This window comes from Streptomyces sp. Z423-1, from assembly GCF_013009255.1.
GTDB lineage: Bacteria > Actinomycetota > Actinomycetes > Streptomycetales > Streptomycetaceae > Streptomyces > Streptomyces gossypiisoli.
The window spans coordinates 8,239,123-8,250,985 of sequence record NZ_CP053109.1 but is presented as its reverse complement, the minus strand read 5'-3'; the positions used below and the strand labels follow the sequence as shown (position 1 = coordinate 8,250,985).

Here is an 11,863-nt window from a genome sequence, read left to right as displayed (position 1 = left end):
CCGCCACCCGGGCCCGCCCCTCTTCCCCCAAGCCAGGGGCGGGCCCCCCACCCCCACAAACCACACCAGCACCACCACAACCAGAAAGGCACCACCAGCACATGACCATCCAGCAGGAGACCGAGGCGCAGCCCGCCGAGTTCGCCGCCTTCTTCGTCCAGCACCTCGCCGGCCGCAGCCACGAGGAGATCTCCAAGGAGTTCCACGAGCTGCTCGCCGCCGTCAACGAGCACGGCAAGAAGGGCTCCCTCGTCATCACCATCACCGCCGAACCCCCCAAGGGCCACATCGACGGCGCACCCGTCGCGATCTCCATCGACTCGGTGCTCAAGGCCCCGAAGGCGTCCGCGCCGCCCTCCCTCTACTTCGTCGACTCCGACGGCAACGCCACCCGCAACGACCCCCGCCAGACCGCGGCCTTCGACGTCCGCGACCTGCCCACCGCCAACACCGAGATCAAGGACATCTGACCGTGACCAACACCGACTCCAACAGCGTCCTCACCATCACCGGCCTCGCCCAGCAGGCCCTCGCCCCCAAGCAGGTCGACCCCGGCAACATCTACCTCGTCGCCACCGCCGACGGCCGCGTCCAGACCGTCGACCTCACCGGGCCCGAGCACACTGGTCAGCTCGACCGGAAGACCGGCACCACCACCGTCCGCGACGCCGCCAGCTTCCTCACCTACTACGCCAAGCACCACGACGAGGACACCGAGGTCTACTCCGACGTCGAAGCCCTCTCCGTCACCGCAGTCCTCGACGCCCACCGCGCCGCCGGGGCCCGCTTCGGCGGCCACCGCCTGGCGCTCTCCCTCCGCCGCACCAAGGCCTGGCAGCAGTGGCTCGGCAACGACGGCAGGCTCCTCACCCAGGACGAGTTCGCCAACTTCCTCGAAGACCAGCTGCCGTACCTGCAGACCCCGGACTCAGCGACCATGCTGGAGATCGCCCAGTCCATCAAGGCCACCACCAAGGCCGAGTTCCAGTCGAGCAGCCGACTCCAGTCCGGCGAGCGGAAGTTCGCCTACGTCGAGGACACCAAGGCGTCCGCCGGCGCGAAGGGCGACCTCGCCATCCCGGAGACGTTCATCATCGCCGTCCCGCCGTTCGAAGGCGCCGACGCCTACCGGATGACCGCCCGCTTCAAGTACCGCATCGACCGCGGGCAGCTGCACCTCGGCTACAAGCTGGAGCAGCCCGAGGAGCGCGCCAAGGCCGCGTTCGCTGACGTCCTCGCCGCGATCGCCGAGGGCATCGACACGCCGATCCTGAACGGCAGCCCCGCCTGATGGCCGGCCGCACGAGGGGCGGTAGCCCCCAGCGCTGCCCCTCGTGCGGCGCCCCCACGCTCACCCAGTGGGTCGGCGACACCGCCGCGCTTCAGGCCGTCGTCGACCTCCCACCCGCCGACGAAACCCGCCCGTACGCCCCGGCCGCCGCACAGGCGACACCACACGACCTCGTCTGGTGCCTCCCCCGCCTCCCCTACCGCGCCCTCCGCCTGCGCTGGACCAGCGGCCGCCACCCGCCCAACTGCCCCCACCAGCACCTGCTCACCCACCGCTGCCCACCCGCCGAACCCACCACGATCTTCTGAGGAGACCGCCCGTGGACAACGTCCGCCACATCCCGCACAGCCACGCGGCGGACCCGGACGGCCTCAACCTGAAAAGCCCCCACGACGCCGAGGCCGAGAACTACGTGGCCGGCGTCATCCTGCACAGCCGCACCGCCTACCTCGAATGCGCCCAAGTCCTCGACCGCGAAGACATCTACCAGCCCGCCGTCCGCCTCATCTGGGACGTCGTCGGCGGCATGGTCGCCGAGAACAAACAGCTCCACCCGGTCACCGTCCGCGCCGAGATCGAGAAGCTGAAACGGCTCCGCGAAGTCGAAGGCGGCACCCTCCTCGACCGGCTCGGCAGCCAGACCATCCCCCCGTCCATGGCACAGGCCTTCGCCGAGCGCATCGCCGAAGTCGCCCGCGTCCGCCGCCACGACGAGCACGTCAACCGGGTCAAGTCCCAGATCCTCCTCGGCGCCACCGCCGAGGAACTCGACAAACTCCACGCCGAGCACCACCAGTACGAGGAACGCCGCGCCACCACCGGCCACGGCCCCTCACACCTCACCGCCTCGTTCGTCGACTGGGACCCGTTCTTCGCCACCGACTTCGGCGCCGTCCAGCTCCTGCCCGGCAAACTCCTCGCGCCCGGGCAGCAGATCACCATCGTCGGCGACGGCAAGGCCGGCAAGTCCCTCCTCGTGCAGGAGTGGCTGTGGCGCATGGCCACCGGCCAGTCCTTCCTCGGCGACCGGCCACAGGCCCCCATCAGCGTCCTGTACGTCGACGCCGAGAACGGCCACCAGGACATCCAGGAACGGTTCCTGTCCTACGGCGGTGGGCCCGGCCGCATGGGCCTGCTCACCTACTCGTCGTTCCCCCCGATCCGCCCCCTCGACACCGCGGGCGGCGGCGCGGACCTTCTCGCGATGGTCAAGGAGGCCGAAGCCCAACTCGTCTGCCTCGACACCGTCTCCCGGTTCATCTCCGGCCCCGAGAACGATGCCGACACCTGGCTCTCCCTCTACCGGCACACCCTCCTGCCCTTGAAGCGCGCAGGCATCGCCTCCGTACGTCTGGACCACCTCGGCAAGGACGGCGAGCGCGGCGCCCGCGGCTCCTCCGCCAAGACGCAGGACGTCGACCACGTATGGGAGTTGCGCGCACAGGGCGGCGGGACGCTCCTGCTGAAGCGGACCCACACCCGCACTGGTATCGGCCCGGACGTGTTCGTTCTCGTCCGCCAGGCGCAGAAGGACGGCGACAACTACCGGCCCGGCTGCACCCGCCACGTCCTCATGGACTACGACCGGATGGAGCAGGCCGCCGAGGGCTCCGTCGAGTGGCTCGTCAAAAAGATCGACGACCTCGGCCTGCCGAACGACGCCGGTAACCCGCGGACCATCGCGGCCCTCGCGCACGCCGGGATCAAGATCGGAAAAGACAAGATCGCCGCCGCCGTCCGGGCACGGAAAAACCGGGACAAGTTGGGTTCCCCGGAAACCTTCCCCGAGACCTTCCCCGACGACGTTCCCCGGGAAGGTTCCCCGGGAACCCCCGCGGAAACCACAAAACCCCAGGTCAAACATTCCCCGGGAACCTCCCGGGAACCTTCCCCCGACCCAGGTTCCCCCCCTTCCCCCCCACCGAAGGTGGGGAAGGGGGAGGGCGCACCGGAAACCCCGGCCACAGACGAACCCCTCTGCACCGTCTGCCGCACCCCCCTCACCGGCTACCGACGAGACCGCGGATACGAGACACACCTCGCCTGCGACCCCGAAACCGGAAGCCACCCAGACCGCCCCGCACACCCCGAAGCGAGCTGACCCATGCCCAGCCACACCAACCGTCTGACCCCGACCAGCCCACAGCTCTACGTCGTCCGCTGGCTCCGCGAAGACCGACGCGACGTCAAGCACAAGCACTTCACCCGCGAACACGACGCACGCCAGTTCCTCGAACGACTCCAGGCCTACGGCAAGGAAGCCGCCCTCTTCGCCACACGGACCGACTGGAAGCCCGTCTGAGCGCACATCCGGTTCCAGCCAGCCCCGCGCAATACACCCACCCACGGAGGACCACATGCCCAAGGTCGAACCCAACCCCCACAGCCCCTACGCCAACGCCGACCCGAACTACCGGCACATCTTCCCCAGCCCGATCTTCTTCCCCCAGGCCGCGCCCGGCGTCCTCGCCCTGACCGCCTGCCAAGGCATGGCCGTCGTCCCCGAGGCCCTCATCGAGACCGAGCCCGGCGCACCGCTGCCCGACGGCCTGTGTCCGGCGTGCGTGACCGTGATGCAGGGCGGCGCCCCGCCGAAGCGTCCGTCGTCGGAGTGCGGGGACTGCGCCGCGCCGACGTGGCACGGGGAGCTGTGTGCGCTGTGCCGGCAGGAGAAGCACGAGGCCTGGTGGCCGACCCGCGACCAGCAGCCGGCCGAGGCGACCCGATGAGCGGCCGCCAGATCGCCCTCGACCCGCAGCCGCGCCGGATCCAGCGCCGCCGCACCAAGGGCTGGCGCGCACCCGACGGAGCCGTCTACGTCGGCCGCGGCAGCAAGTGGGGCAACCCCTGCACGCAGGTCCGCTACCCGGCGCTCGACGGCTCCGAGTGGGAGCGCGAAGCCCGCTTCGGCAAGACCTCCGGGCAGCGTCACCCCTTCGTCCACCCGGACAAGTCGGTGACGTGGCACCTCGTGAAGGACGCCACCCGCGAGCAGGCCGTCGCGATGTACCGCCAGTGGCTCGACCAGCGGCCATCCCTGGTCGCCGCGGCGCGAGAGCAGCTGGCCGGCCGCGACCTCATGTGCTGGTGCCCGCCCGACCAGCCGTGCCACGCCGACGTGCTGCTGCAGCTGGCGAACGAGACCGGCGAGCTGTGAACAGCAGGACGGCCGCCCCTGCGGACATCAGGGGCGGCCGCCCACCCATCCCACCACACCCACCAGGAGCCAGACCATGAGCAAGCCGACCGGGCCCGCCTGCGGCAACAACCCGAACTTCCGGATGAGCGACGGCGACCGCCAGGCCGTCGCCGAGTTCCGCGCCTACCTCGCCGACCGGGCCGCGCTCCGCGACCGCGTCGCCGCCGTCCTCCGCTCCCTCGTCGTCATCGGCGACACCCCGCCGCGTCAACTCGTCCCGGTCATCGACGGGTCGAACCCGCGTATGGCCCGGATCGCCGCGTGGCAGCCGCTGGACGTCCTCGTGAACGCGGTGCTGGCCGTGCTGCCGCCGCCCGCGGACCGGGCCGCCGTCCTGCGGACGCTGGAGCAGCACCACCGGCCGAACACGCCACCATCAAGGCCAGAGCCGCGCCTCCCCGACCACATCGTCAACGAAGAAGAAGCCCCGAGCCTGGTCAAGCAGCGTGCCGACTGCACTGAGCTGGAGTGGGCCGAGCAGGAACGCGCCCGCTTCGAACGGCTTTACACCCGCGAGACCACCCGCGCCGACCTCGCAGAGCAGCGCGCCGACACAGCCGCGCGTGACGCCGACATCTACCAAAAGCGCCTCGAACGCCTCAGCGAGGGATACACCGAGCAGCGCAATCGCGCCGAGGAAGCCGAGGCTCGTGCTGCCGCGATGGAGCGTGCCATGGAATCCACCGCCGCTGACGCTCTTGCGCACCGTGGCTGCCACCGCGACCTAATGGGCCAGTGCCTGCGAGCCGAGCGGGCGGAGGCCGAAGCGCAGCGGCTGCGCACCGACCGAGCCGCCGTCCTGCTGGAGGCCGCGCAGCGCTTGTACACCGCGCTGTTCCCCGCCGTCTACGACGACATGGGCCAGAAGGCCGCCGAGGGCGTCAACCGCGCCGTCTCCGAGCTGCGCCGCATGGCCGACGAGGCGCAGCAGCAGGAGACCGACGCGGACGTGGTCGAGGCGCACCGTCTCGCCCTGTCCTTCGCGCTCGGCCTCGGCACCAGCGCCCCGTGGGACGCCATCCGGGAACGGGCTGCCGAACTCCACGGAGCCGAGGCGCAGCAGCAGCCCGACACCGAGGCGCGGCACACCTGCCACGACCAGAAGTCGGCACCCGGCCACGACTGGGAGTGCCAGTGGTGCTCAACGTTGCCGGACGACATCCGCCCCGCCGCCGGGGCGCGGCAGGACGGGGCGCAGACGTGATCGCTGAGGCCGTCGACACGCTCATCACCCTCGGCTGGGGCCTCCTCGCCTGGATCGTCCTCACGTCGCTCGCCGCGGCGCTCGCCCTGCACGCCGTGATCGCGATCGCCTGGTGGACCGCACGCACCCTCTGGCGCGCGATCCGCCGAGCCTGCCGCCGGCCGAGCTGGGCCCGACGTCCACTCGCCGCCCGACGCATCGCCCGCCGTACCCGACCCGACTACGAGGAAGCCGCATGACCATCGCACTCGAAGGCGCCCGCATCCTCGGCGCGCTCTGCCCCATCACCTTCCTGGCCGCCGCCGTGTGGCTCGCCATCCACGCCTACCGCAACCGGAACAAGCGGTGACCGGCCCGTCGTCCGCACCCCGGGGCGAGCACACGCCCGCCCCGGGCGCCACCTGGAACACCGAACTCGTCAGCCTCGGCGAGACCGTCGTCGACCTCGACGACGACGAGTCCCCCTTCGGCTGGCGCGAGTTGGACCCGCCACCCCGCCCGAACCGAGCCACCCGCCGCGCGGCCGCCCGCGCAGCACGGAGGAAGCAGTGACCCCGGTCCGCGCCGCCCCCGGATGGCCGCCCGTCGCGATCCCGGGGCGGCCCGGCTGGTACCGGCACCACGGCCCCAACGGCCAACAGCTCGACCTGCCCACCAACCAGTGCGAAGGACACCCGACATGCGGATCTTCTACGACACCGAGTTCCTCGAAGACGGCCAGACCATCGAACTGATCAGCATCGGCCTCGTCGCCGAGGACGGCCGCGAGTACTACGCCGTCAGCCGCCGACTCACCGCCCGCACCTGGCGCGGCTGGCAACTCCGGCGCCGCATCCGCAAGCACCCCTGGCTGATGGAGAACGTCGTCCCCCACCTCCCACAGCCGCACGGCGACTTCCGCAACCACATGCCGAAGGCGTGGCTGTTCAACTACCTCGACCCCGCCGTGAAGCGACACAAGCGCATCGCCGCCGACGTCGCCGCGTTCATCCAGGCCACACCCGACCCGCAGCTCTGGGCCTGGTACGGCGCGTACGACCACGTCGCCCTGGCGCAACTGTTCGGCCGGATGATCGACCTGCCGGAGGGGGTGCCGATGTGGACCAACGACCTGCGGCAGGAGTGCGAGCGGCTCGGCAATCCCGAACTCCCCGCCCAGATCGGCGGCGTGCACAACGCCCTCGCCGACGCCCGCCACAACCTCACCCGGGCCCGCTTCATGGACGAGATTGCGAGGAACCGATGACGGCCACTCTCGCCATCGACTTCGACGGCGTCATCCACACCTACGAGCGCGGCTGGGCCGACGGCACCATCTACGGCGACTACAAGCCCGGCGCCCTCACCGCACTTCACCACCTGATCGACCACTACGCGGTGTTCGTTCACACCACCCGCAACCCGCGGCAGGTCGCCCGCTGGATCGAGCGCACTTCCGGCTACAGCATCGAGTGCACGACCCGTCTGCCGCGCACCTGGTACGGCCGCCGCAAGCCGTTCTGGAACGTTCGCGGCCTACTGCTGGTCACCGACCGGAAGTTCCCTGCCGTCGCCTACCTCGACGACCGCGCCGTCCACTTCACCGACTGGAGCCAGGCGCTGACCGACCTCGCTGTCGAGTCCTCGCTCATCGAGGGCCTCGTGCGGCAGCAGATCGACGAGCACCTCGGCAACACCTGAGCACGACGAAGGGGCGCGCGCCACACGTCCGGCCAGACCAGCGCACGCCCCTCAGGCGGAACCACCGTACCGCCCCACCAAGCACACGGAGCGCACGATGACCACCGCCGCCACCCACCTCCGCACCATCGCACTCCACTGGGCAGACCTCCACGAAGCCGCCGGACAACCCGCCATCGTCCACGGCTTCGGCCAAGGCCTGAAGCAATACCTCGCCACCCTCGACGAGCGGGCCCTCCTCGAAGCCGCCTGGGCACGAGCCGACGAGCGCGCCGACACCGACCCCAACGCCCCCGGCCAACGCCCCATCCCGGTACGCCTCCACATCCTCGACACCATGCGCGTCGTCGAAGCCGCCCTCATCCAGTGCGCCGACGACATCGCCCACACCGCACAACGCGCACCCATCCCCATGCCGACCGCCCGCAAAGCCGACTACCACACCCTCCGCGAAGCCCGCATCGCCGCAGCCGACCGACAGCGCAAGGTCGAGCTGGCCCTCGCCGACCAGAACGACCCGCGCCGCTGGCGGTACACCGGCCGCCGCACCGCACCCCACGCCGCGCTTTGGCTCCTCGCCCGCATCGAGCGCACGCCCGGACCGTGCCGGCGCATCACCGACAGCGAGGAGGCGTACATCGGGCGCGTCGCCGCCGGCGCCGCCGACCGGGTCGAGCGGGCCCTCGACATCGCGGCGCAGCGCCGGACGCTGGAGCAGCCGTGCGTGTGCGGTGGGCTGATCGATGTGCATGGTGGGGAGGGCCGGGTGCCGGTGGCGCATTGCACGGGGTGCGGGCGGATCTGGACGGAGGGCGGCGTGGCGGCCGCGTGACCGTGGCATCCTGAGCGTGGCGGTCCGGAAGCCGATGCAGTGTCCGGACGGCGCGGGACTACACACCCCGCCCGGACCGCCACCGCACCACTCTCAGCGCTCCCAAGGCCGGTCCGGACCGTCGAGGCTGTCGGGGCGCGGTTCACGCGCCGCCGCTACTCGCCTCCAGCAGGCCCACGCGCCGAGCCCGAGGAAGGCACTGATGACGAGGTCGCCAACCACGGATGCCGTGTCGGTACGTTCGGCCGCGGTCACGACGCCGGTGATGGCGAGCCCGGCGAAGAGCAGAGTGAGCAGGGTCCAGACGAGTTTCACGGTCCCCCCAGGGTGTGCGGTGAGGGCGGCACTGTAGCGGGGCGGGCGGGGGCTCGTGTGCCGAATGGCGCAGCCGCTCGTAGGCTGGCAATGCTCGGGGCTGTCGTGGAGGTCTGCCATGCCCCGAACCATCTGGAGTGGCGCCATCAGCTTCGGTCTGGTCACCGTGCCGATCAACGTGCAGTCGGCCACCGAGGACCACAGCGTCCGGTTCCACCAGTACCACCTGGAGGACATGGGCCGCGTCCGCTACCGGAAGTACTGCGAACTGGAGGATCGCGAGGTCGACCAGGGCGAGATCGGCAAGGGCTACGAGCTGAGCAAGACGCAGGTCATCCCGATCTCGGATGAGGAGCTGCAGCGGCTGCCGCTGCCGACGGCGAAGGCGATCGAGATTGTGGCGTTCGTGCCGCTGGACTCCGTCGACCCCATCCGCATCGGCGAGGGCTACTACCTGGCCCCGGCACAGCCCGTCGCAGCGAAACCGTACAAGTTGTTGGTCCAGGCGCTGGGCCGCTCGTCGAAGGTGGCTGTCGCCAAGTACGCGTGGTCGGGGCGCGAGCGTCTCGGCCTGCTCCGGATCCGGGACGACGTCATCGTGCTGCACGCGATGCGCTGGCCCGACGAAATCCGCGACCCATCCGAGCTGCTCCCTGAGCCGGTCGAGGTGTCCGACGACGAGATCGAAGGCGCCCTCGCGCTCATGGACAACATGACCCGCGAGGACCTGGACGACCCCGAGTTCCGCGACACGTACACCGAGGCCCTTGAGCAGATCATCGAGGCCAAACGGGAGGACCGCGAGCCGCCAGAGCTGCCCGAGCCAGAGACAGCCCCAGGCAAGGTCATGGACCTCATGGCCGCCCTCAACGAATCCGTGGCCCAAGCGAAGGCATCCCGCGGCGAGGACGCCGACGCGCACGAGATACCGAAGAAAAAGGCGACCCCGAAGAAGCAACCGGCCAAGAAGGCTACGGCGAAGAAGACCACCCCCAAGAAGTCAAGCAGGAAGCGCTCCGCCTAGTCGAGGATCCCCAGCTCGGTGTCCGGCCGGCAGTGCGGGCAGGCATCCACGCCGTCGGTGAGCGCCCGCAGCGCGGCATCCCGTGGCACGCCCTTCGACCGCTTGCCAGCCATGTGGCAGCCGCCGACGTGCACGTAGACAGGAGACACTTCACGGCTGAGGCTCTGCTCGATCAGCCAGTCCGGCGGCGGCGGCCGGCGCTCCTCGCCGACGCGTCGCTCCTGCTCCCGCTGCTCGGCCGCCGCGATCGCCTTCCGCACCTCGTCGAGGCTGAGCTGTAGCCACGTCTCCAGGGTGCGGAGCCGGTGCAGGTCGGGCGGCAGGTCGGTCACAGGATCAGTTTGCGCCAAAATTCGAACACGGTTTCTACTGAGGGCATGGCCAACCACAAGGTCGAGCACCTCACCGCCACCCAGGAGCGCATCCTCCGCTGCATCCGCGAGCACATCGCCGACCAAGGAGAAGCGCCCACAGTGGCAGAGATCGGCCACCAGGCAGGCCTGCGCTCCCGGGCCTCCGTGCACTACCAGCTGGGCGAACTGGAAACGAAAGGCGCCATCGTGCGCGAGCCCGGCCGACATAGAGGGATCCGACTCGCATGAACCCCGACGAGCGCTACCACCTCACCCTCACGTCAGCCGGCCGCCCGGTGCAGCACGGATGGTGGGCCGTCGAGGAGACCGCCCGCCGGAAGTTCACTGCGTGGGTCGGCGACTGGGGCAAGCCCGGCGCCCGCATCACCCTCACCGACGAGGAGACCCGCGCCGTGTTGACGGAGTGGCCAGGGGCCCAGTGATCGTCTGCCATCCTGTCCGCCATGGCCCACCGCCCGTATCCCTCCATCGCGCGTGCCCGTCGGCAGATTGACCGCCACTGGGGACCCGTCGAACCCTGGATGGTCGCGCGATCCCGGCTCCAGGGGCGGGCGGACGAGACCGCCGCCGATCCGCTCTGGGCTGGCGAGTACCGGATCTCGACTCGCCGGACATGAGTCAGCCCCCGCCTCGACCTGCGAGACGGGGGCTGTGGTGTGGCGCGGCTACGGCCGCCAGGACTCGCGGTAGCCGGGCCGGTCCGCGTACGGCAAAGCAAGTAGGCGCACTACCGGGGCCAAGTACTCTGCAGCCTCGATCAGCTTGCTTTCCTGCTGGTGCATCTGGCCGAACTCGTCGGGGTCCGTGTGGACCACCTTGCGCATCCGAGCGCGCAAGGCCACGCGATCCTCAACCGCCGCAGCGAAGAGACCGAGAATCTGTTTCTTGCTGTCGACCTCGCGCAGCACCCGTGCCGGATCGTGCTCCGCCATGTGCCGGGTCAGGCCAGCGTTGCCCGCAGAATCGACGTCCACGCCGCGCCACTCATCCGAGACGACCGGCAGCCCCTTACGGCGCTCCATCTCGGCGACGTTCGGCTCTGGCGGCCACAGCAAGACGGCCGTCATACCTTCGTTGGTACGCCACTCGGGAGACGCATACTCGCATGCGGTCTGCGCCATCCGCTCGTCCTCGTCGAGCTGGGCGCGCAGCCATTGCACGAACTCGCGCGTCGCCTCCAGGGCCACCCCGGGCGGGACCGCGATTCCACTCGTCTCCACTGACGCTCCTTCGTCTCGGGTAGCGAGGTCTGTGCGCTTGCCCGGCCGCGGCGGGTTCGCCGCGAACCACGCGGCCACCTCATGCGCACGGAACCGGGGCCGGGTGCTGCCCTCACCCTCGACGGGCTTCGGGAAGGTGCCGCGCCGGCGGTACGAGTGCACCGATTGCCGGCTGACCCCGTGCTCCTCCGCGATCTCCGAGACGGTCATCAAGCGCGGAACCCCCTCGCTGTCAGGGCTCTTGGGCACGGCAACATCCTTCCCGAACCTCTTGACGTTGTAAAGAGGCTCCTGCCAGTCTGGCACTGCACCAACAACACGGCCCCGGTCGGTGTGTGAGAGCCCGACCGGGGCCAGCCGTTCCCCTGCCTGAACAGGAGAAACGACCGTGCCCAACGGTACCCAGAAGCCCCCCGAGCGGCCCAGCCCCACGCTCCCCCCGTCGTACGCCGCGCAAGTCCTCACCGTCACCGCGCGCATCCTCGACATGCAGCCCGACACCATCGCCGACGGCCGACGCATCACCGCCGCCTACGACATCGCCACCGACGCGATCCTCACCCCCATCCCCCCGAAGTGCGTCGTCCAGGACTCCGCCGCCCGGGCCGAGGCCGCGATGCCGCCGTACGACGGGCAGCTCTGCGGCGAGTACGCGGCCAGGCTCCGCCAGATCGCCGACACGCTCTGACCCACCAAGCCGGCCGGGCCCCGCACATCCCCCCAG

At 70.4% G+C, this 11,863-nt stretch carries 20 protein-coding genes; 17 read left to right on the top strand and 3 right to left on the bottom strand.

Going from position 1 to position 11,863, the window contains the following annotated elements:
• Positions 1 to 101 precede the first annotated feature (101 nt).
• From HJD23_RS37570 to HJD23_RS37510, 13 genes are all read left to right on the top strand, one after another.
• Positions 102 to 470 (top strand): hypothetical protein, encoded by a 369-nt coding sequence (locus tag HJD23_RS37570; protein ID WP_171108645.1) that lies wholly within the window; start codon positions 102 to 104, stop codon positions 468 to 470.
• 2 nt (positions 471 to 472) lie between these two features.
• Positions 473 to 1,291: a DUF2303 family protein gene (locus HJD23_RS37565; protein WP_171108643.1), complete on the top strand. Its 819-nt coding sequence runs from the start codon at positions 473 to 475 to the stop codon at positions 1,289 to 1,291.
• Positions 1,291 to 1,599, top strand: a complete 309-nt coding sequence (locus tag HJD23_RS37560) for a hypothetical protein (RefSeq protein ID WP_171108641.1) — start codon at positions 1,291 to 1,293, stop codon at positions 1,597 to 1,599. Before HJD23_RS37565 ends, HJD23_RS37560 begins: the two co-directional genes overlap by 1 nt.
• A gap of 11 nt (positions 1,600 to 1,610) precedes the next feature.
• On the top strand, positions 1,611 to 3,392 hold the full coding sequence (locus HJD23_RS37555; RefSeq protein ID WP_171108639.1) for an AAA family ATPase: 1,782 nt from the start codon (positions 1,611 to 1,613) through the stop codon (positions 3,390 to 3,392).
• Positions 3,393 to 3,395: 3 nt separating this feature from the next.
• Complete coding sequence (locus tag HJD23_RS37550) at positions 3,396 to 3,593, top strand: hypothetical protein (RefSeq protein WP_171108637.1); 198 nt, start codon at positions 3,396 to 3,398, stop codon at positions 3,591 to 3,593.
• Between the two features lie 55 nt (positions 3,594 to 3,648).
• Entirely contained in the window at positions 3,649 to 4,020 is a 372-nt protein-coding gene (locus tag HJD23_RS37545; RefSeq protein ID WP_171108635.1) for a hypothetical protein, read from the top strand.
• Positions 4,017 to 4,448, top strand: a complete 432-nt coding sequence (locus HJD23_RS37540) for a DUF4326 domain-containing protein (RefSeq protein WP_171108633.1) — start codon at positions 4,017 to 4,019, stop codon at positions 4,446 to 4,448. Before HJD23_RS37545 ends, HJD23_RS37540 begins: the two co-directional genes overlap by 4 nt.
• A gap of 76 nt (positions 4,449 to 4,524) precedes the next feature.
• The gene (locus HJD23_RS37535; protein ID WP_171108631.1) at positions 4,525 to 5,694 is read left to right on the top strand and encodes a hypothetical protein; all 1,170 of its coding nucleotides are present in this window, start codon (positions 4,525 to 4,527) and stop codon (positions 5,692 to 5,694) included.
• The gene (locus HJD23_RS37530; protein ID WP_171108629.1) at positions 5,691 to 5,933 is read left to right on the top strand and encodes a hypothetical protein; all 243 of its coding nucleotides are present in this window, start codon (positions 5,691 to 5,693) and stop codon (positions 5,931 to 5,933) included. Before HJD23_RS37535 ends, HJD23_RS37530 begins: the two co-directional genes overlap by 4 nt.
• 106 nt (positions 5,934 to 6,039) lie before the next feature.
• Positions 6,040 to 6,246, top strand: a complete 207-nt coding sequence (locus HJD23_RS37525) for a hypothetical protein (protein WP_171108627.1) — start codon at positions 6,040 to 6,042, stop codon at positions 6,244 to 6,246.
• A 127-nt stretch (positions 6,247 to 6,373) separates the two neighbouring features.
• Positions 6,374 to 6,940 carry a 3'-5' exoribonuclease gene (locus tag HJD23_RS37520; protein ID WP_171108625.1) on the top strand — a complete coding sequence of 189 codons (567 nt, stop codon included), beginning with the start codon at positions 6,374 to 6,376 and terminating at the stop codon, positions 6,938 to 6,940.
• Positions 6,937 to 7,374 carry a hypothetical protein gene (locus tag HJD23_RS37515; RefSeq protein ID WP_171134120.1) on the top strand — a complete coding sequence of 146 codons (438 nt, stop codon included), beginning with the start codon at positions 6,937 to 6,939 and terminating at the stop codon, positions 7,372 to 7,374. Before HJD23_RS37520 ends, HJD23_RS37515 begins: the two co-directional genes overlap by 4 nt.
• Before the next feature lie 97 nt (positions 7,375 to 7,471).
• Positions 7,472 to 8,206 carry a hypothetical protein gene (locus tag HJD23_RS37510; RefSeq protein ID WP_171108622.1) on the top strand — a complete coding sequence of 245 codons (735 nt, stop codon included), beginning with the start codon at positions 7,472 to 7,474 and terminating at the stop codon, positions 8,204 to 8,206.
• 93 nt (positions 8,207 to 8,299) lie between these two features.
• On the opposite strand, the gene HJD23_RS37505 is transcribed toward HJD23_RS37510, so the two are convergent.
• Complete coding sequence (locus HJD23_RS37505) at positions 8,300 to 8,521, bottom strand: hypothetical protein (protein WP_171108620.1); 222 nt, start codon at positions 8,519 to 8,521, stop codon at positions 8,300 to 8,302.
• 118 nt (positions 8,522 to 8,639) lie between these two features.
• On the opposite strand from HJD23_RS37505, the gene HJD23_RS37500 reads away from it, so the two are divergent.
• Complete coding sequence (locus HJD23_RS37500) at positions 8,640 to 9,545, top strand: Ku protein (RefSeq protein WP_171134119.1); 906 nt, start codon at positions 8,640 to 8,642, stop codon at positions 9,543 to 9,545.
• Here HJD23_RS37500 and HJD23_RS37495 read toward each other — a convergent pair.
• Positions 9,542 to 9,877 carry a DUF6233 domain-containing protein gene (locus tag HJD23_RS37495; RefSeq protein WP_171110577.1) on the bottom strand — a complete coding sequence of 112 codons (336 nt, stop codon included), beginning with the start codon at positions 9,875 to 9,877 and terminating at the stop codon, positions 9,542 to 9,544. The genes HJD23_RS37500 and HJD23_RS37495 overlap by 4 nt on opposite strands.
• A 45-nt stretch (positions 9,878 to 9,922) precedes the next feature.
• Here HJD23_RS37495 and HJD23_RS37490 point away from each other — a divergent pair, with 45 nt between their 5' ends.
• Together HJD23_RS37490 and HJD23_RS37485 are read left to right on the top strand one after the other, a co-directional pair.
• Complete coding sequence (locus HJD23_RS37490) at positions 9,923 to 10,147, top strand: hypothetical protein (protein ID WP_171110578.1); 225 nt, start codon at positions 9,923 to 9,925, stop codon at positions 10,145 to 10,147.
• Complete coding sequence (locus HJD23_RS37485; RefSeq protein WP_171110579.1) at positions 10,144 to 10,341, top strand: hypothetical protein; 198 nt, start codon at positions 10,144 to 10,146, stop codon at positions 10,339 to 10,341. The genes HJD23_RS37490 and HJD23_RS37485 overlap by 4 nt, the downstream gene beginning before the upstream one ends.
• A 243-nt stretch (positions 10,342 to 10,584) precedes the next feature.
• On the opposite strand, the gene HJD23_RS44385 is transcribed toward HJD23_RS37485, so the two are convergent.
• Positions 10,585 to 11,388, bottom strand: a complete 804-nt coding sequence (locus HJD23_RS44385) for a DUF6221 family protein (RefSeq protein WP_240980899.1) — start codon at positions 11,386 to 11,388, stop codon at positions 10,585 to 10,587.
• A gap of 139 nt (positions 11,389 to 11,527) precedes the next feature.
• On the opposite strand from HJD23_RS44385, the gene HJD23_RS37470 reads away from it, so the two are divergent.
• Positions 11,528 to 11,827: a hypothetical protein gene (locus HJD23_RS37470; protein WP_171110580.1), complete on the top strand. Its 300-nt coding sequence runs from the start codon at positions 11,528 to 11,530 to the stop codon at positions 11,825 to 11,827.
• Positions 11,828 to 11,863 lie beyond the last annotated feature (36 nt).

Excerpts from the sequence above, each read along its gene's own strand:
- HJD23_RS37510 (WP_171108622.1), top strand. The coding sequence starts at position 7,472 with ATGACCACCGCCGCCACCCACCTCCGCACCATCGCACTCCACTGGGCA.
- HJD23_RS37500 (WP_171134119.1), top strand. The coding sequence starts at position 8,640 with ATGCCCCGAACCATCTGGAGTGGCGCCATCAGCTTCGGTCTGGTCACC.
- HJD23_RS37515 (WP_171134120.1), top strand. The coding sequence starts at position 6,937 with ATGACGGCCACTCTCGCCATCGACTTCGACGGCGTCATCCACACCTAC.
- HJD23_RS37570 (WP_171108645.1), top strand. The coding sequence starts at position 102 with ATGACCATCCAGCAGGAGACCGAGGCGCAGCCCGCCGAGTTCGCCGCC.
- HJD23_RS37490 (WP_171110578.1), top strand. The coding sequence starts at position 9,923 with ATGGCCAACCACAAGGTCGAGCACCTCACCGCCACCCAGGAGCGCATC.
- HJD23_RS37550 (WP_171108637.1), top strand. The coding sequence starts at position 3,396 with ATGCCCAGCCACACCAACCGTCTGACCCCGACCAGCCCACAGCTCTAC.
- HJD23_RS37520 (WP_171108625.1), top strand. The coding sequence starts at position 6,374 with ATGCGGATCTTCTACGACACCGAGTTCCTCGAAGACGGCCAGACCATC.
- HJD23_RS37560 (WP_171108641.1), top strand. The coding sequence starts at position 1,291 with ATGGCCGGCCGCACGAGGGGCGGTAGCCCCCAGCGCTGCCCCTCGTGC.
- HJD23_RS37545 (WP_171108635.1), top strand. The coding sequence starts at position 3,649 with ATGCCCAAGGTCGAACCCAACCCCCACAGCCCCTACGCCAACGCCGAC.
- HJD23_RS37535 (WP_171108631.1), top strand. The coding sequence starts at position 4,525 with ATGAGCAAGCCGACCGGGCCCGCCTGCGGCAACAACCCGAACTTCCGG.
- HJD23_RS37485 (WP_171110579.1), top strand. The coding sequence starts at position 10,144 with ATGAACCCCGACGAGCGCTACCACCTCACCCTCACGTCAGCCGGCCGC.
- HJD23_RS37540 (WP_171108633.1), top strand. The coding sequence starts at position 4,017 with ATGAGCGGCCGCCAGATCGCCCTCGACCCGCAGCCGCGCCGGATCCAG.